This window comes from Propioniciclava flava (assembly GCF_004126535.1).
Classification (GTDB): domain Bacteria; phylum Actinomycetota; class Actinomycetes; order Propionibacteriales; family Propionibacteriaceae; genus Propioniciclava; species Propioniciclava flava.
The window spans coordinates 412,601-430,574 of the sequence record NZ_PPCV01000001.1 but is presented as its reverse complement, the minus strand read 5'-3'; the positions used below and the strand labels follow the sequence as shown (position 1 = coordinate 430,574).

The 17,974-nt window shown below is 64.1% G+C and carries 14 protein-coding genes; 8 read left to right on the top strand and 6 right to left on the bottom strand.

The window, feature by feature from the left end; translation table 11 throughout:
- Positions 1 to 3 precede the first annotated feature (3 nt).
- Together C1706_RS02030 and C1706_RS02025 are read right to left on the bottom strand one after the other, a co-directional pair.
- Positions 4 to 720 (bottom strand): class I SAM-dependent methyltransferase, encoded by a 717-nt coding sequence (locus C1706_RS02030; RefSeq protein ID WP_129457520.1) that lies wholly within the window; start codon positions 718 to 720, stop codon positions 4 to 6.
- Positions 720 to 1,793, bottom strand: coding sequence for an LLM class flavin-dependent oxidoreductase (locus C1706_RS02025; protein WP_129457519.1), 1,074 nt, complete (start codon positions 1,791 to 1,793; stop codon positions 720 to 722). Before C1706_RS02025 ends, C1706_RS02030 begins: the two co-directional genes overlap by 1 nt.
- A 274-nt stretch (positions 1,794 to 2,067) precedes the next feature.
- On the opposite strand from C1706_RS02025, the gene C1706_RS02020 reads away from it, so the two are divergent.
- On the top strand, positions 2,068 to 3,096 hold the full coding sequence (locus C1706_RS02020; RefSeq protein WP_129457518.1) for an amidohydrolase family protein: 1,029 nt from the start codon (positions 2,068 to 2,070) through the stop codon (positions 3,094 to 3,096).
- 7 nt (positions 3,097 to 3,103) lie between these two features.
- Here C1706_RS02020 and C1706_RS02015 read toward each other — a convergent pair whose 3' ends face one another.
- Positions 3,104 to 3,739, bottom strand: a complete 636-nt coding sequence (locus C1706_RS02015; protein WP_241653394.1) for a TetR/AcrR family transcriptional regulator — start codon at positions 3,737 to 3,739, stop codon at positions 3,104 to 3,106.
- Positions 3,740 to 3,820: 81 nt separating this feature from the next.
- On the opposite strand from C1706_RS02015, the gene C1706_RS14915 reads away from it, so the two are divergent.
- Together C1706_RS14915 and C1706_RS02005 are read left to right on the top strand one after the other, a co-directional pair.
- Positions 3,821 to 4,480 carry an AvrD family protein gene (locus tag C1706_RS14915; protein WP_129457516.1) on the top strand — a complete coding sequence of 220 codons (660 nt, stop codon included), beginning with the start codon at positions 3,821 to 3,823 and terminating at the stop codon, positions 4,478 to 4,480.
- A 308-nt stretch (positions 4,481 to 4,788) separates the two neighbouring features.
- Positions 4,789 to 5,385: a TetR/AcrR family transcriptional regulator gene (locus C1706_RS02005; RefSeq protein ID WP_129457515.1), complete on the top strand. Its 597-nt coding sequence runs from the start codon at positions 4,789 to 4,791 to the stop codon at positions 5,383 to 5,385.
- 166 nt (positions 5,386 to 5,551) lie between these two features.
- On the opposite strand, the gene C1706_RS01995 is transcribed toward C1706_RS02005, so the two are convergent.
- Positions 5,552 to 6,805: an ISL3 family transposase gene (locus C1706_RS01995; protein ID WP_129457671.1), complete on the bottom strand. Its 1,254-nt coding sequence runs from the start codon at positions 6,803 to 6,805 to the stop codon at positions 5,552 to 5,554.
- A gap of 273 nt (positions 6,806 to 7,078) precedes the next feature.
- Positions 7,079 to 10,519, bottom strand: coding sequence for a MobF family relaxase (gene mobF / locus C1706_RS01990; RefSeq protein WP_129457513.1), 3,441 nt, complete (start codon positions 10,517 to 10,519; stop codon positions 7,079 to 7,081).
- A gap of 324 nt (positions 10,520 to 10,843) precedes the next feature.
- On the opposite strand from mobF, the gene C1706_RS01985 reads away from it, so the two are divergent.
- The gene (locus C1706_RS01985) at positions 10,844 to 12,046 is read left to right on the top strand and encodes an IS110 family RNA-guided transposase (protein WP_129457512.1); all 1,203 of its coding nucleotides are present in this window, start codon (positions 10,844 to 10,846) and stop codon (positions 12,044 to 12,046) included.
- 93 nt (positions 12,047 to 12,139) lie between these two features.
- Here the strand turns inward: C1706_RS01985 and C1706_RS01980 are convergent, their stop codons facing one another.
- Positions 12,140 to 12,364 (bottom strand): hypothetical protein, encoded by a 225-nt coding sequence (locus C1706_RS01980; protein WP_129457511.1) that lies wholly within the window; start codon positions 12,362 to 12,364, stop codon positions 12,140 to 12,142.
- Between the two features lie 241 nt (positions 12,365 to 12,605).
- On the opposite strand from C1706_RS01980, the gene C1706_RS01975 reads away from it, so the two are divergent.
- The 4 genes from C1706_RS01975 (at position 12,606) to istA (ending at position 17,960) form a co-directional block, all read left to right on the top strand.
- A complete protein-coding gene (locus tag C1706_RS01975) occupies positions 12,606 to 13,574 on the top strand; it encodes a 3-oxoacyl-ACP synthase III family protein (RefSeq protein WP_129457510.1) in 969 nt (322 codons plus the stop codon).
- Complete coding sequence (locus tag C1706_RS01970; RefSeq protein ID WP_129457509.1) at positions 13,568 to 14,299, top strand: ABC transporter ATP-binding protein; 732 nt, start codon at positions 13,568 to 13,570, stop codon at positions 14,297 to 14,299. The genes C1706_RS01975 and C1706_RS01970 overlap by 7 nt, the downstream gene beginning before the upstream one ends.
- Entirely contained in the window at positions 14,296 to 16,176 is a 1,881-nt protein-coding gene (locus tag C1706_RS01965; protein ID WP_129457508.1) for an ABC transporter permease, read from the top strand. Before C1706_RS01970 ends, C1706_RS01965 begins: the two co-directional genes overlap by 4 nt.
- Positions 16,177 to 16,316: 140 nt before the next feature.
- The gene (istA, locus tag C1706_RS01960) at positions 16,317 to 17,960 is read left to right on the top strand and encodes an IS21 family transposase (RefSeq protein WP_431830673.1); all 1,644 of its coding nucleotides are present in this window, start codon (positions 16,317 to 16,319) and stop codon (positions 17,958 to 17,960) included.
- The last annotated feature ends 14 nt before the right edge of the window (positions 17,961 to 17,974 follow it).

Genomic DNA, 17,974 nt, shown 5'->3' with positions numbered 1-17,974 from the left:
GCTTCACCGTCCCGCGGGCTCTTCGAGTTTCAAGAGTTCGTACTTGACTTCGCCGTCATCCTCAAGGACTGTCGTCTGGTCATATGGGTTTAGCGCGACGCCGTTGTCTGCGGCCAGCTCATCGAGTAGCTGGCGGTCTCCTCTGCTGCTGAAACCTAGAAATGCCACACCGCCTCCGTTAGTATGCTGAAGCGCTGTGCTCAGGAACGCTAAATGCGAACGATACCCCGGATCGACGTAAGCAAGATCGAGGTCGGTCAATCCAGTTAGGGTGGAGGGGGCCTTAACGAAACTTGAATGCCAAAACACGATGTCGAATGCCTCATGCTCACGGATCGCGGAGAACATGTTTCCTTGGCGGACATCGAGTCGATCCTCGACACCGTGCCTCGCCGCGTTGTCCAGCGTGTTCGCAACCGCCTCAGCACTCAAGTCAGTAGCGACAACATGGGCAGCGCCTCTGAGGAGCGCGTGCACCGAAATAACACCCGTACCGCAGCCGATTTCTAATACGCTTGCGTTTCCCGGTACTTCGAGCAGCTTAAGGAAGGCTCCCGTTGAGGGCGAACGTTCCGGTGGGAAGACACCCGCAAACTGAGACCACCTGTAGCCGCCGAGCATAAAAGTGGGGTTCGGCTCTTGCCTCGCGGCTTCCCGACTACGCATGAGGGAGCGTCGGTAATCTGCAAGCTCCCTTTCCTCCCCACCAGCGTTGGACATTAGTTCTCCGTTTCACCGAGCGTCACTAGCCGCGGAAGCGCCTCTCGCGAGAAGCGTTCGAGAGAGGCCTTCGCTTTCTCGGGATCAAGACTGGAGAAGTTGACCTGAAGGCTCGCGATATCGAACCCTCCACAATCCTCGTAGAATTTCGAGAACTGCCGCACTATATCGTCAGGTGTGCCGACGAGGGCGGCGCTGCGCTCCATGAGACTCTGGCAGTCGTCCTGAGCCATGCTCGCAATCATGTGATCATAGCCCGGATAGTCATCGCTTGTGCTACCTTCGACCCACTCAGACGCGGCATCAACAAGGCTCTTGAGGTAACCGTTGATTGGAGCAGTGGCGTCAGCCACCGCGGTCTCGGTGTCATCGGCACAGTACATGTGGAAGGCGAGCATCACGCGACCTTCTCCTGTGTGCCCAGCCATGCGCCAAGCATCGCGGTACTCCGCAATATTCTCTCGAAGAGAATCCGGAGCGATCGGATTAGCCATGACGCCAAACCCTCGTTCTCCCGCCCTTCGGAAACTCTTAGGACTGCTAAGCGCGGCTACCCACATCGGCGGACGCGGCATCTGGGTGGGACGAGGCAGAGAAGTTGTCGCTGGGAAGGAATGGAACTTACCATCCAGGGAGGCGCTGTCGTTCTCAAGCAAGTCGACAACTGCATCCACTCCCTCCTCGAAGCGGTCACGGCTGGTATCCATATCAACCCCGAAGCGCTCGAATTTGTGCGGCAAGAACGCTCGGGCAAAGCCCACTTCGAGCCGACCGTCCGACAAGGCGTCGAGCATTCCCGCCTCGCCAGCCAGCTTCAGAGGATGATTGAAGGCGGGCAGAACGGCGCCCGTAACCAAACGCAGCTTCTCGGTACACATCGCCGCCGCGGAGAGAAAAAGCATGGGATTGGGCGAGTATCCGCCGTATGAGCGAAAGTAGTGCTCAACAATTCTCGCGTGTGTGTAGCCCAGTGGCTCCAACATTCGCACTACCTCGAGGCACTCCTCGAAGTAGGTCTTGCCGGACTTCTCGGCAGGTTGCACGTCGGGGAAAAAATTCACTCCGAACTCCACGATGAGCTCCTCTCTTGCCCACATCAGCCCGGTGGAAGGAAGTCGGCTCGGCCGCCTGTTCAGGGCCTAGCGTCGTCTCTCTCCGGTACGTGGTAGGTTGACTTACAGTCGGGTGTGTAAAGACTAGCACGCGCGGCGCGATCGAGGGCAAAGAACCAGGTCCTACCCCGTTCTTGGTGTCCCGACCGGTAGCGGGTAAGAGCCACCCGGCGTACCCGCTCAGCCGCGGACCGCATCCCCGGGTGGTGCGCACGATCACAGTAGGAAGGCATCAATGCAGGAACCGCAGCAACTCGGCAAGATCGCAGTCGAAGAGGCGTATCAGCACCCCAACGACTCCAAGAGAATTCTTAGTGACGAGACTGAACTAGCTAGGGTCTCTGACGGTGGCGGTGTTATGCCGTCGTACTATCGCCCCATCCAAAGTCTATTGGCTGAATTTGACGAGATCCGCCTCACCCGCATGGATGCCGCGGGCATCGACCATGCGATCTTGTCGCTGACGGCACCCGGCATCCAAGCCATCGTCGACAGTGCGGACGCAGAAAAGAAAGCGCGCTCTGAGAACGACTTTCTTGCAGAAGTAGTCCGTCGGCATCCGTCTCGGTACTCAGGATTCGCGGCGGTTCCGTTGCAGAACGCCGGTGCGGCAGCGCAGGAGCTTGAAAGAGCCGTCGTTGATCTCGGCTTCAAAGGTGCCATGGTTAATGGATATACGAGTACGCAGCATCCAGAAAGAGGAATCTATCTGGATGAGGCAGCAAACGATCGGTTTTGGGAGAAGCTGTGTGAGTTGGACGTACCTCTTTACCTTCATCCCAGGTCCGCACTCAGTGGGGGTTTAAGACTGTACGAGGGCCATCCTGAGTTGAAGGGTGCGACTTGGGGGTTCGGTGCAGAGACGGCTACGCACGTGCTTAGAATTATATTCTCCGGCGTGTTTGACCGCTTCCCAGACGCGAAGCTTATAGTGGGACACATGGGCGAAGCACTGCCTGCGTTGCTGTGGCGCACTCAGAACATGTTCGATCTCAACCCGTTTGACAAGCGTCCGCAGAAAACCCTTGAGGAGTATTTTGCGGATAACATTTGGATCACCACAAGCGGATCGTTTTCGGATAGTTCTCTCACCAACGCGATATTGGCGATCGGCAGCGACCGAATCATGTTCTCGGTTGATTATCCGTATTCCGAAAACCAGCCTGCCGCGAACTGGATCGAACATGCACCGATAAGCGTGTCGGATCGTCGGAAGTTTTGCAGTGGAAATGCGCGGCGGCTCTTCAGAATAACGGTTGCTTGACGCTCGACTAGTTGACTTCAGACAGTAGCTCGGATACACGTGACCGATTTAGAACATCTGAGGAAGTGGTGAGTAGACTCCACACAGTGATCGCTGTCTGATAAGCTAAATCAATACTCAGCGTCCCCTCGACCGGCATCAGAATTCTGGTCAGAAACGGCCCGAGGAGAATGTCGCAGAGATAATCATAGTCGTAGGTCTCGTCTGATATTTCGCCTCTGCTTATAGCCCGCTTCACGACTTCAGACACTTTGTCACGCCGTGGCTCGATAAAGTGTTTTTGGTACAAGTCCTCGATCTGTTGATCAGCCTTGAATGAAAGAATTAGGCCGGGCAGGTTCTTGATGATCAAGGGGTCTGCCATCATATCAAGTTCATATTTCTGCAACTCGAACAGGTCACCCATTAGGTTTCCAGTGTTAACCTCTTCTCCCTTGCCGAACCGTTGCTGGATGACGGCGAAGGCCAGGTCAGCAATATTTCTAAAGCGCCGATAAAACGTCGGACGCGTGATTCCTACCGTATTGGTGAGGAGGTCAACTGATAGCTCGCTGTAGCCGCGTTCAGTCATGATGTCTTCCGCGGCGGCGAGAAGGGCGGACGAGATGCCTGGGGCCAGAGGGCGGCCAGCTCGGTTCATCATCACAGGGCAACTGTACCAAGCCGGCTCTTCTGAGGCTATACAGTAGGCTGTGTAACGTAGACCAGTCGCGAGGAGGGCCCGATGACGCATAGGCCTACAGAAACGTTCGTGCCCTTGGCTGAGGTTCTTGGACCGGAACGCAGTAGGTACTTCGCGCAAGGGTACCGGTCTGTCGCCTACCGCACCGAAATTAACCGATTGGAAGACAAACTGTCCGCGAGCGTTAGGTGCACGCTGATTGCCGACGTTCGGTACCCGGCGGACTGGTCGTTGACCACCGACGGGGTTGAGCGCGAGCGTCATCTCAGTTCCGTAGACGCCATTAGCCTTGTTGCTCAAGGTTGCGAGTCGGCGCTTGGTCGGCTGCCCAGGTTTCCGACTGGGAACAGCCTTGGCCTCCGCGCTGTCTCACTCAAGTCTGCTTCCCGCCCCTGGACAAAGCTCAATGAGGTCCCGATTGACCTCACGCTGCGACAAGATGAACATGGACCGTCGCTTATGGTGGATGCAGTTGCGGGGAACATACGGGTCAAGGCTTGGCTCGCAGAAGCACCGCTTGGTGATACTCAATCACAGAACATGGAAAGACTCCGAAGTGTCTACGAAGACGGTTTCAGGTACATCCACTCGACCGCCCACATAGAGACGTACGATCCATGGCGACGATTGTTGACCACGGTCCATGAGTACAACACGGGGAGCCGTATCCCCCGGGTTGGCGGTATCGACTCAGAGAGGTAGCCTCGCCTCACCATGGTCGACTACGTCACTGCGATGGGCCAGACATCTCAAGCGGCGGCCTCCTATGCCAACAACTCTGATCGGTCGAGGTTGGGAGACCTGTGGATGCGGTCAATGTTCATCAACCGCGAGCGGATCGGCTCCGAGACGATACCTACACAAGTTCGAATCGAGACTCGCTTGGATCGAAACAACGTCCTACGCAGACAAGGGCAGTTGGTCCACGATCTTCGGGTAACTTGCACAGCTAGCAACGGAGTGCGTGCAGGTGCCTCTCTGGCCTACACGAAAACGTTGCGAGGTGACGCATGACTCATTCTAATCTCAAACAGGATGTACGTAAGGCCGCAGCTAATATCTTCGCCGTCTTGCCGTATGAGAAAGTTAGTCTGTCCGACATTGCTCGTGGGGCGGGAGTCAGTGAAGAGACGGCTCGTAGCGCTTACTCAAGCGTCTCCGCGGTCGCAAGAGATATCCTCGATGTCGAAGGCCAAACGATGCGCGATGCACAAGCCCAAGCGCGACGCACCGAGGACAGGCCGATCGAACGCCTTCGTTGCGTCGTCGCGTTGGTTGGGTCACATATCCAAACGATCCCGGAGGTGAGAGCCGGGCTCCACCTCGCGGCCAGGTCCTCCGAGCACTTCCCGGAACGACACATTGACCCGCGTCGAACTTGGCGGGGGTTCATAGAAGAGCAGCTTCAAATCGCATATCAACAAGGTAGCGTATCCACGCAAATAAAAGTGTCGCGAGTTGCTGATCTCATCTTTCTCGCACTCCTGGGCGCAAAGGAGATTGCCGAAATGACTCAGGATTGCGACAACATATCGGTGAAAATGTCCACCTGCCTTGATTCTATTCTTGAAATAATAACCGACTCAGGAACGAACACGACCATCTAAGCGAGTGAACCGTGAGCCGTCGTCGGCGCAAGAAAAAGTGGCAGCCGTCCTTTTCGCGCGTTTTCTGCGACGAGACGGGCAAGCGTCAGTACCACGACTACGGTGACGCAACGCACGTTGCCTTGCGCCGCTCACGTTATGCGGCTCTTCGGACATCCGGTGGGGGTCATTGGGTGAGTCCGCCGGCGGCGAGGAGCATCCGGAGCCGGTAGTTGTCTCGGTTGCGGTAGCCGCGAGCGAGGCGTCGGTGGAGCTCGATGATCCCGTTCACCGCTTCGGTGCCCCCGTTCGATGATCGCCCGGTCGTGAAGTACGCCAGGAATGCTGAGCGCCAGCGGCGCAACGTCCGGCCGAGGCGGGCTATCTCGGGGATCGGGCAGGTGTGGAACGTGTCGACGACCTTCTCGGCGATCCGCTGCCCTTCGGCGAGGTCCTTCGTGTGGTAGGCGGAGCGCAGCTGCTGCGCGCACTGCCACGCGACGAACACCTCGTCGTGCGCGGGGTCGGCCTCGATCGCGGTGGTCAGCCTGACTTGCTGCTTGTCAGTGAGGTTCTCCGCTCCGGCGCGGAGGATGGTCTGGATCCCGTAGAGCGGATCGCCCTTCCGTCCCCGATGCCCGAGGGTGTCCTGTTGCACCCGACGGCGGACCTCGTCGACCGCGGCGGTGCCGAGCTTGACGACGTGGAACGCGTCGAGCACCGCTGTGGCGTCCTCGAGCTTGTCGTTGATCGCGGTCTTATAGCCGGCGAACGGATCGAGAGCTGCCACCCGCACGTTCTTGCGGAAGGTGTCGCCGCGGTCTGCGAGCCAGGACGCATACGCCTTCCCGGACCTGCCCGGCACCAGATCCAGCAGCCTGGACCGCGTCTTTCCCGCACTATCGCGGCTCAGGTCGACCATCCCGGTCAGCTCCTTCGGGCCCCGTTTGCGCGGGTCGACGTGATGCCAGACATGCTCATCGACGCCAAGCGTCGTGACACCCTCGAACCGGGCTTCGTCGGCGGCGAGCCGCACCAGCTCGGGTTCGACCGCGCGCCACACCGTCTTCCACGACGTCCCCAGCTGCCGAGCCAAGCCATGAACCGTGGCGTGTTCACGACGCAGCTGCCCGATCGCCCAGCCGACGGCGCGCTTCGTGATCGACCCGCGCCGAGCGACCAAAGTGGGCACTTGCTCCACGAACGTCTTCTTCGCGCAACCATCGTCACCGCACCGCCACACGCGTTGCCGCCACACGATCCGCACCCGCGTCGTCCCGGGCACGTCATGCAGCAGCCGGCGTCGACGCCCACGACCCGTCGCGACGACCCCGCACGAAGGGCAGCCGATCGGCGCCGCCGGCGTCGAGACCGTCACCACCAGCAGCCCGTCGCGACGGTCGACGTGCTCGACATGGACCCCGTCCAGACCGAGCAGCAAGTCACAGCGGGAACACGGATCAGCGGCAGAGGGCGCGTCAGCGCACCCCGAAGTAGGGTGAAGCACGTCGAGGTCCTCGTGATCGATCAGGTGGTTAGCGCTTCTGATCCTCGGGGACCTCGACCCCTACCCGCCGATCATCGCCCGGCGAGCCCTACCCCCACCGAATGTCCCAAGAGCCCGTTATGCCGGTCCGTTGCGAATCTATGAATGCCCATCGTGTGGGTCGTGGCACCTGACCAAACGACGCAGTTGGGGCAAGCCGCCTGCCTCCTAAAGACCGCGTGCCGGCCCGTCTCGACGGGGTGTAATCCGGTCGGGGTGTTGCTCGTCGGGGAGCTGTCGTTGCCGGTCACGCAGGGCTGCCTCGCGGGCTTCGGCGGCGGCGCGTTTGATCTCGATGAGATACACCGCCTGATCCGGCGGCACGCCGCGGAGCTCGGCGGCCTCAGCGCATGCCTCCTCCGCCGAGGCCCTCCACTTCGCCGCCTGCCTCCGGGGGCTGGTGCGCAGGTACCGGTCGGGGTCACGGCGGACGTTGTCCGCCCCGTGGAGGCGTGCCAGAAGGGTGAGCCGGTCGCGGCGCTGCCGCTCCTGCAACCCGGTACGCGCCTGCCGCGCCTCGACCACGGCCTCGTCAGCCTCCACCACCTCGGGAGCCTCCTCGGCCTGCTGGGCGGCGACACGACCCGCCCACGCATGAAGGTCACCCGGATGCCGCGGGAGAGTGCCCCACTCCGCGGACAGGCGATCGCGCAGCGCCTGGGCGTGGTCGCGGGCGGTGTCGTGCTCGCGCTGGGCACGCCGCTTGCCGAACCACCCGGCCGTGGCGAGTCGTCCGGCCGCCTGAGCTTCCTCGCCGACAGCATCGAGGTACTCCCGGCCTTCGGCCTCGGCGCGTGTCTCCAGGGGCGCGACGGTCTCGGTCCGCACCCTCGCGGCGTGCTCCTCCGCGGCAGTTAGTGCGGTGGTGCTCTCGTCCGTCTCCTCCCGATGCCGCGCCGAGAGCGCAGTAAGCTGGTCACCGACCTGTTCCCACCAGGCCGCCCGCTGCTCAGCCTTCTCCGCCAGCCCTTCCAGGCGGGCCAGCTCTCTGGTGACCATCGAGACTGGCCCGTCCTTGACCAGACCGGCAATGGCCTCGTGCGCTCGGGCGGTGGCATCATCGAGGCCGCGGTCGGCGCGGTCGCGGCCCATCGCCTCGACGAACTGCGCCTTCGCCTCCGCGAGGTCGGCGGCGATCACGTGGAGTTCGTTGCGGCCGCTGCCGCGGGTGAGGCCGACGTAGACGGCTGCGGCGTCGAGGGTGTCGGAGAGCACCGTGTGCGCACTGTTCACGGTTGCGCCTTGCACGCCGTAGGCAGTGGCAGCGTAGGCCAGGTGCACATGCTCAGCCACATACTCGGCCGGGAGAGTGACCGTGACGTTGTGCTTCCGGTCGGTGCCAGTCTCGATTGCGTGCACCGTACCGTCCTCGCTGATCTGTTGGACGGTGAAAGTCTGCCGGTTCGCCACCCGCAGCTCGGCGTCGTTCTGCCGCGCCTGCACCAGATCCCCCACACCGATCGGCAGACCATCCGAGCCGGTCACGGTGCGGGCGTCATCGACCTCGCCTCGCTCGACACGGAGGGTGCGGATGCGCTCGTTGAGCGCGGTGGCTTCGTCGTTGGTCGCCACGGTCACCGCATCCTCTGGGGCCGTGTGCTCGGCGATGTGCTCGCGCAGCGCGTCATCGTCGGCATGCAACCGGATCAGGCCGAGGGCGTGCAACTGGTCGAAGATCGCCGCCGGGTTCTTCCCCTCGCGCATGCGCAACGTCAGCGCCGCATACTGGTCGTCAGCGAAGCGGTGCAGTTCGCTCATATCCACGGTTGCACCGCGGATGTGGGCGGCCATGTCGAGCACGCCGCCGCGACCAACCGCGGGCAGTTGGGCACGATCGCCGACCAGCGCCACCGACGCCCTCGCTTCGCGGATGACGGTGAGGAGGGCCAGGGCGGTGTCCTGGTCGAGCATCCCGGCCTCGTCCACGATCACCCGCTCACCCCGAGTGAGCCGTGCCCCCTCCGGTGGACCCGTATAGATGCGGCCGGTGGTGGGGTCGGTGTCGCCGCGCGTGAGGCGGGTCCAGACGCCGTCGTCATTCCACCGGAACCCGTGCGCGTAGACGAGCGCGGCCACGGAATCCGCGGGCACCTTTAGCGTCTCTCCCGCGACTTGGGCGGCCTTCTTCGTCGGCGTAACCACCCGCGCGGCCCGGCCGTCGTGGTCGAGGGCTTCGATGGCGGTGGCGAGCATGGTGGTCTTCCCGGACCCGGCCGCCCCCTCGACGACCACGAGCGAGTCGCGGGAGGCGACCGCGGCAGCGGCCTCGGCCTGCCCGGCATCGAGGCCGTGTTCGGCGGCGAGGTCGCTGAGGTCGGGGCGGCGAGGCTCGCGGTTCGGTGCCTGCGCTTCGAGCCGGTCACGCAACTGCGTCTCGGCCTCCACCACCCGCAGCGAGGTGAGGTGTGCAACATGCTCAGGCTGCACCGCACCGGGCGGGAGCACCGAGAAGCAATCGCCTATTGCAAGGTCGGTGGCGAGTTGCACGAACTCGCGCAACTCCTCGCCGGTTGCTTGCACGCCGTGGTCGGTGGTGACGTGCTCGCGGATGGTGTGCACCGTCCACGTTGACCCACCCGCCGCAGCCCGGTCCAGGGCACGGTTGGCGACCTCCTGCACGCTGAGGTCATCGACGGAGACCCGCTCGGGAGCCGGGGCACGGTGCAGGGTCTCGGGGTCGTACCCGGCCTCGACCAGCTCGGCCCGCCACGCTTCCTCGTCGCCGAGGTCGGTGGGCTTCTTGTTCGGCCGCTCATGCGCCCACGCCTTGTGCAACAGCCGCGCGCGGACCACGGGGCCGGGCTCCTCGCCGGGGTGCGCGGCCTCCCACTCGGCCTCCAACCGCTTCACGTTGCGTTCGACTTGATGGGCCCGCTTGCTCATCACCGGGTTGAACCGCTCTAACTCCGTGACCTCCCCGGTGACGGGATCGAGGGTGAGGCCGTGCGCGTCCAGGGTTGCAGCCAATTGCGGGTGCGCGGCGATCACCGCAGCACCGAGTGCACGGATGGCGCCCTGTTGCTTGAACAGGACCGCGGTATCGAGGGCACGCCATTTGCCCGCGGCGGGAACGCGAGTGCCGATCTGGAAGTGCACGTGCCGGTGCGGATCACCCGCCCGCGACGTGCGGTGCACGACGGCGACGGTCTGCACCGACTCGGCGGGGATGATTTCCTGCTGCCCGCGCGGGCCGACCCGCGTGTAGGCGTGCTGTGCCAGCCACCGCCGAATCTCGGCCACCGCGTCCTGTTGCGCGGCATCGAGGGCGTCAGAGACCTCCGGATGCAACGCAGCAGCGATCGACAGGCTCTTGGGGGTGTTGACGACCATCTCCGCGAACCGCGGGGAGCCCTTCCGGACCTCGCCAGCCTCACGCGGGATGCCCATCTGCTCCCCGGTCAGCGGATGGATCCAGTCGACCCAGCCCGCGTACTGCTCCGGGTCCAGCCCGGTATTGGCGACGACCTCACCGGCGGCGTTGGTGATGGTGAAGTCCGCCAGGGCGGTGCCGCCTTCGAGGTAGTAGTCGTCCGCGGTGGACCGGTCGGATTCGAGGTAGCGGCGGGCGGCCGTGCCCGGTCCGCGGTAGAGGGTTACGCCGCCTTTCATGCCGGTTACCGCCTTCCTCACGAGTCGCTTCGTGAGGAAGGTGCGCGGGCACTACCGCCGGTAACATGCGTCCCTAAACTTTCAAGGGTGCTCCAGGAGCCGGTCAGAGGTTCCAGGTTCACTCGGGGAGACCCCGGGTATGGCTTACATGCGTCTGCCCGGCAGAGGGCTGGAATGGATTGGCCGCCGGGGGTCTTCGGCCGGCTCGACTGCTGATTGAGAAGTGCGGCGCCTCTGTGCTTGGGGGCTGATCGCTGGTTAGGGACGCGACAGCGTGGCCGTGGTCCGGGTGAACGGGGCACCCGACTGAAAGGAAAACTGAACATGCCCCGGATCTGGGCCGGTATCGATGCCGGTAAAGCTCATCATCACTGCGTTGTCGTCGACGCCGAGGGAAACCGGCTCTACTCGAAGAAGGTCCCGAACACCGAGACCGACATCCTGAACCTCCTCGCCCACGTCGCGGGCCTCGCAGACGGCCACGAGCTGACCTGGGCAACCGACCTGAACCAGGGCGGTGCCGCACTGCTGATCGCCGTGTTGACGGCGCATAGCCAGAACGTGCTCTACCTGCCAGGACGCACGGTCTACACCGCCGCCCGCACGTACCGTGGCGATGCCAAGACCGATGCGAAGGACGCCTGGATCATCGCCGATCAGGCGCGCATGCGCCGTGACCTGTACCCGATCAGCATCAGCGACGAGATCGCCACCGACCTGCGCCTGCTCTGCGCCCACCGAACCGACCTCATGACCGACCGCACCCGGATCCTCAACCGTCTGCGGGCCACGCTGCTGGAGTACTTCCCCGGGCTGGATGCCGCCCTGGACTTCGCGAAATCACCTGCCGGACTGACCCTGCTGACCGGCTACCAAGACGCCGCGAGCCTGCGCCGGATGGGCGTTACGCGCCTGTCGGCGTGGCTACGCCGCCGTGGGTACCACCGCCCCGAGCGAGTCGCTCAGGCCGCCGTGGATGCCGCTCACGCCCAGCACACCGTCCTGCCCGGCCAGAGCGCGGCCGCAGTGATCGTGGCCAAGCTCGCCACCGATGTCCTGCGACTGACAGCCGATGCCGCCGAGATCGAGAAGCGTATCGAGGCCCGGTTGCGTGAGCACGCCGACGCAGAGCTGCTGCTCTCAGTGCCGGGGTTTGGTCCCATGCTGGCTGCGGAGTTCACGGCCGCGACCGGCGGCTCGATGACACGGTTCGCCACAGCAGACCGGCTGGCCGGGGTCGCGGGCCTGGCACCGGCCCCACGAGACTCCGGCAGGATCAGCGGCAACAACCACCGGCCCAAACGCTACGATCGCAGGCTGCTGCGGGCCTGCTACCTCTCCGCGCAGGTCGCCGCCATCTGGTGCCCGACCTCCAGAGCCTTCTATGAACGCAAACGCGGCGAGGGCAAGTCTCACACCCAAGCCGTCCTCGCCCTGGCCAGGCGACGCATCAACGTCATCTGGGCCATGTTGCGTGACCGCACCACTTTCCAGCACCCCGCAGCCGTCGCCGCCTCGACCACTTGACGAAAGTCATTGAGATTCCATTCGTTTCTCGCTTGTGATGTCTCAGGACGCTGGTGACAGTTCTGTATCAGGACCTCTCGGACGGTTGATGTCTCAGGACCTCGGTGACACTTCGGGGGTCGGCGGGGTCTGGCCGGGGGTCGGGTTCTTGCGGACGTAGCCGACGTGTTTAGTGCCGGGTGCGGGGAGCGTCTGTTCGGCGACGAGTTCCCCGCTGCTGGTGCTCCAGAACGCTGCGGTCGTCTCGCCGACGATGACGTGGAGCTCGGTTCCGGCGTGACGCTTACCGATGCCGTAGACCACGTCGCGGATACTCACGCGGCCGTCTCGGCGGACGGTGCCCCGATCGTCCGTGGCAGCGGGTCGGTGTCGTGGCGTCTCGGAAAAGCACAGCGATACGTCTGGCCAAGCCGGGCTCGTCGCGTATCAGTCCAACGGCTGACGGCAGCGCAGGACGGTGCTGCCTGCCTGCGCGAGGTCGCGCGTGTAGTGTCTGCATCTCACTGACCGGTCGGCTAGTATGGGCTGTGTACGACATCAGTAGAGGAGGGCGGTAGTCATGGGAACGCTGGGAATAAGAGTGCTGGGGTCAGCGGAGACGCTGCCCGAGAGGGTGGTGCCCACAGCAGAGGTCGCCGCGTTGTGCGGCATCTCTGCTGAGGAGGCTGTGCAACGGACGGGGGTGAAGACCCGCCGCTGGCTCAGCGAAGAGGAAGACCCGCTGCTGCAAGGAGTGTCGGCAGCGCAGAAGGCGATCAAGGCAGCCGGGCTGAGCGTGTCGGACATCGACTTGGTGCTCAACGCTTCGGGCACGCCGATGCAGGCGATCCCGGACGGTGGAGCGCTGATCGCCGCGGAGTTGGGGATGCGGGGCAAGTTCGCGTTCTCGGTACACGCGACCTGCATCTCGTTCCTCGTCGCCTTCCAGCAGGCGGCTTTCTACCTCGACTCCGGCAGAGCCGAGCACATCCTCATCGTGTCGACGGAGGCCGGGAGCCGGGGCCTGAACTTCAATCAGGCCGAGAGCGCGATCCTCATCGGCGATGCCGCTGCGGCCGTGGTCGTGGGCAAGCCGGTCAACGAGGACCAGGGCATCGTTGCCTCGGGGTTCTCCACCGACACCCATGGCATCCACGACGCGGAGATCCGCGGGTTCGGCAGCCGCTTGCGAGTCGACAACGCCGCCGACCACCTCGACGACTTCAAGTTCGACATGCAGGGGCTGAAACTGCTGCGCGGGGCAATCAGCTGGTTCCCGCCATTCCTCGAATCCATCCGCCCAGGCCTCAGCACGAGCGCCGAGGGCATCGACCGGGTCATCCCTCACCAGACCAGCAAGGCCGGCATGGAGATGATGGCCCGGTTCTGGGGGTGGGAGAAGATGGTCGTTACCCTCGGGGAGGTGAACACGATCGCAGCGAGCATCCCGCTGGCGCTGCACCGCGCGGGTATGCAGCAGGGCGAGACCGCGTTGTTGGTCGGCACCGGGTCGGGCACCCACTACGGAGCGCTGATCGTTCAGTGGTAGACCGTGCGCCCTTCCTCTCCGTCACCGGCGTCGGACGCACCTTCGGCGCCGGTGACGCCCAGGTGATCGCGCTTGCCGATGTGGACGTCGAGATTGCCACTGGCGAGTTCACTGTGATCCTCGGCCCCTCCGGATCGGGCAAGAGCACTCTGCTGAACCTGCTCGGTGGGATGGACCGACCCAGCACCGGGTCGATCCGCGTCGATGGTGAGCCCATCGAGACGCTGTCCGACCGTGACCTGACGGGGTATCGCCGGGAACGGGTCGGGTTCGTCTTCCAGTTCTACAATCTCATCCCGAATCTGACCGCTGTGGAGAACGTGGCCCTGGCCGCCTCGCTGGTCATGCCGCGGCGGGAAGCCGCCGATACTGCGACGGGTCTGCTGGAACGGGTCGGGCTCGGGCATCGGCTCGATCAGTTCCCGCGACATCTCTCGGGCGGGGAGATGCAGCGTGTGGCGATCGCCCGTGCTCTGGCGAAGAGGCCCGCACTTCTGCTGTGCGATGAGCCCAGCGGCGCGTTGGACACTGTGACCGGCACGCAGGTGCTCGCGCAGTTGCAGGAGACCGCTCGCAGTACCGAGACTGCCGTCGTGGTCGTCACCCATGAGCACACGCTTGCTGAGGCGGCCGACCGGTTGATCAGTCTGCGCGACGGGCGCGTCGTCGAGAACCGCCTCAACGAGACCCCTGAGACGATCGGGGCGGAGGAAGCGGCGTCATGATCTTGTTCGGACGCAAGCTTGGCCGTGACCTGCGCGAGCACTGGACCCAGTTCATCGCTGTCTCCCTGATGGCAGCGCTGAGCGTGCTCATCTTCTCCGGGCTGGAAGGCGGCTGGCGAGGCATCCAGGCCGAGCTTGATTCTTTCGCCACGGAGCAGGAGATGCCCGACGCTTGGGTCACCGGATACTCGTTGACCGAGGACGACGCCGAGCAGATCGAAGACCTCGACGGTGTCGACCAGGCCTCCCTCGTGACCTCGGTGCCGGTGACTCGGACCGACGCGTCGTCCGAAGGCGAGCTGTCACTGAGCACCCGCGATGACGCCGGAATCAACGCCTCGTACATCGTCGACGGCGCACCAGTGTCTGACGAGGACGGGGTTTGGCTTGACGAGGCCTACGCCGAGGCAAACGATATCGGTACCGGTGACGAGATCACCGTCTCCCGCGGTGGCACAGACACAAGTCTGGAGGTCAACGGGCTGATCTTGCAGCCGGACAAGATCGCCTACACCGGCACCGGTCTGGTCGCCCCTGACCCCGTGTCGTTCGGCTACGGCATCGTCAACGACCAAACGGCCGCCGAGCTGGCTGGCACCGAACCGGTCGAGCAGACCATCCCGATCCTCGGTGACCCGGACGTGGTCCACGCTGAAGCACCTGGCATCCTGGGTGACCGCTACGGATCGTTCTCCGACCGCGACACGCATCCGCATGTGGCGACCGCCTATGAACGCGTCACACAGATCCAGAGCCTGTCCTACCTGTTCTCCTCGCTGTTCCTCCTCGTCGCGCTGCTATCGATCTTCACCTCGGTCAGACGCCTGACCGACATCCAACGCGGCGAGGTCGCGACCCTGAAGGCGCTCGGCCACTCCAACCGACTCATCGGCACGTATTTCACGGCGGTGGGCATCGTCGCTGTCCTCATCGGTGTCCTGGTCGGGCTCGGGCTCACGCCATTCCTGTCGCGATACGTGCTCAGCACTCAGCAAGGCAGTTTCAGCCTGCCCGAATGGACGACTGCTTACACCCCAGCGAGTGCCGTTCTGCCGGTGCTGCTGGTCGTGGTGTGCATTCTCGCGTCCTGGACGGCCACCCGCCCCATGCGCAAGGCGACCCCGGCCGAGGGGATGCGCCCAGACGTCGGACGAGCCCGACGGAGCCTGCTCGAGCGGCTCCGGACCCTGTGGCAGCGCCTGCCGTACGGAAGCCGCTGGGCGATCCGCGACGCCTCCGGCAACCCGGTCCGGATCGTCATGGGGATCGTGGCGACGACCGGGTGCATGATGCTGCTGGTCACCGGGTTCGGCATGCCCGACACCCTCAACCAGCAGGTGAAACTGTCCTACTCCGAGCAATACCGGTACGACACGCGGTTGTCGATTTCACCTCTGGCCAGCGAGGCGATGCGGGAGGGAATCGAGGACGAAGCCGGAGAAGGGCAATGGATGCAACAGAGCTCGGTCCAGCTCGGCGCAGACGACAGCACGGACCATATGCTGACCGTGCTCGGCACCGGAGACCTCTTCCGCGTACTGGATCGCGATGCCGAGGTCATCCCCGCGACAGACGACGGCGCCGTCATCACCGACCGGCTCAGCCAGAGTCTTGACCTCGACGTCGGCGACTCGGTCACGATCACGACCTCCGATAATGCGGACCACGAGGTCACGATCACCGCAGTGAGTGCGATCTCCGAGCCGCAGGGGATCGTGCTGTCCGAGGAAGCATGGGGCGAGGTCGGCGGCGATTTCACACCGACCAGTTACCTGACCGAAGAACCGACCACCGAGGACGTCCGCGAGATGCCAGGAGTCACCGGGTCGCTGACTCTTGAGGAGCAGGAGGCCAACGCGCTGACTATGTCAGTTTGATCTGAGACCGGTTTGTCACTCTGATTCGGGACCACCCTTGGTGTTTTCGGTGGGTCGTGTCGGTCTGATTCGGGACCACCTGTATCGCTGGTTCCGTGCCCATCGGGGGTGCGGGATCGAGGTGGTAGGTGGAGAGTCGGATGGATCTGTTCGCGAGGATCAGGCGGGACGCGCGGATCGAGGGGTTAGGCACGCGCAAGCTTGCTGCGCGATTTGGTGTGGGACGGAACACGGTGCGTCGGGCCTTGCAGTCCGCGGAGCCGCCGGCGCGGAAGGTCCCTGATCGGGTTGCGCCGAAGCTCGGGCCGTTCAAGGACGCGATCGATGCGATGCTGCGGGAAGATCTGGCTGCCCCGCGGAAGCAGCGCCACACCGCGACGCGGATCTGGAACCGGCTCATCGACGAGCACGCCGCGGAGGTCGGGTATCCGTCCGTGCGGGATTACGTGCGCGCTCGTCGCTCGCAGATCGCTGCGGAGGCCGACGTACTTGCGTCGGTCGCGATCGTGCCACAGGAGCACGCGCCGGGCGCGGAAGCGGAGGTCGATTTCGGGGAGTTCTGGATCGACCTCGCGGGGACACGGACGAAGGTGTTCATCTTCGTGTTCCGGATGTCGCATTCGGGGAAGGCGATCCACCGGGCATATCCGACGTTGTCGCAGGAAGCGTTCCTGGAGGGGCATGTCACCGCGTTCGAGGAGTTGGGCGGGATTCCGACGATGCAGATCAAGTACGACAACCTCGGGCAGGCAGTGAAGAAGGTACTCAGTGTCGGTCGGCGGCGAGAGGAGAACGACCGGTGGGCGTTGTTCCGCTCGCACTACGGGTTCGACGCGTTCTACTGCGAACCGGGTGAGCGGGGAGCGCATGAGAAGGGCGGTGTTGAGGGTGAGGTCGGCCGTTTTCGTCGCAGCTGGCTCACCCCGGTCCCGAAAGTCACGTCCCTGGCGGAGCTCAACGGCTATATCGAACGCTGCGAGGCCCGCGACGACGACCGCCGCATCACGGGCCGGTTGTCGACGGTCGGACAAGACTGGGAACGAGAACGGACCAGGCTCGCCCCGTTGCCGGCCGACCGGTTCGAGCCGGGGCAGCCGCTCACTCCGATGGTCGATCACTCCGCGCTGGTCACGATCCGGCAGGCGAAGTATTCCGTTCCCGCGTCGTTGATTGGCCGAAGAGTTCGGGCGCTGTTGCGCGCATCAGAGGTGCTGATCTTCGATGGGCGTCGCCTCGTCGCCCGTCATGAACGCGTCGCTGTCCGCAACGGGCAGGCCGTGCTCCTGGACCACTACCTCGAGGTCCTCCGAATCAAACCCGGCGCGCTCTCCGGCTCCACGGTCCTCTCGCATGCCCGGACCACTGGGGCGTTCACGGCCGAGCATGAGGCGTTCTGGGATGCGTCTCGCCGCGTCAACGGTGACGCAGCCGGCACCCGCGAGCTGCTCGATGTCCTCCTCCTGCACCGGCATCTCCCCGCCTCTGCGGTTATTGCGGGGATCCGCGCGGCGATGAGCGTCGGCTCGGTGCTCGCCGAGGTCGTCGCCGTCGAAGCGCGCCGCGCGGCCACCACCGACCCCACCGTTCCTGCGCCGTCCTCCGTGGTCACGGCGAACGTGGTCTCGCTCACGCAGCGTCGTCTGATGGACCCTCTCGCCGTGATCGCCGGGTTGCCCCGGGACCGGCGGCCGACACCATCGGTTGCCGCTTACGACGAACTGTTGAAACGCCGGACCGCGAAAGACGCGGCCCGGAACTCGAACGAAGGAGCACACCCCGCATGAGCACGACCACATCC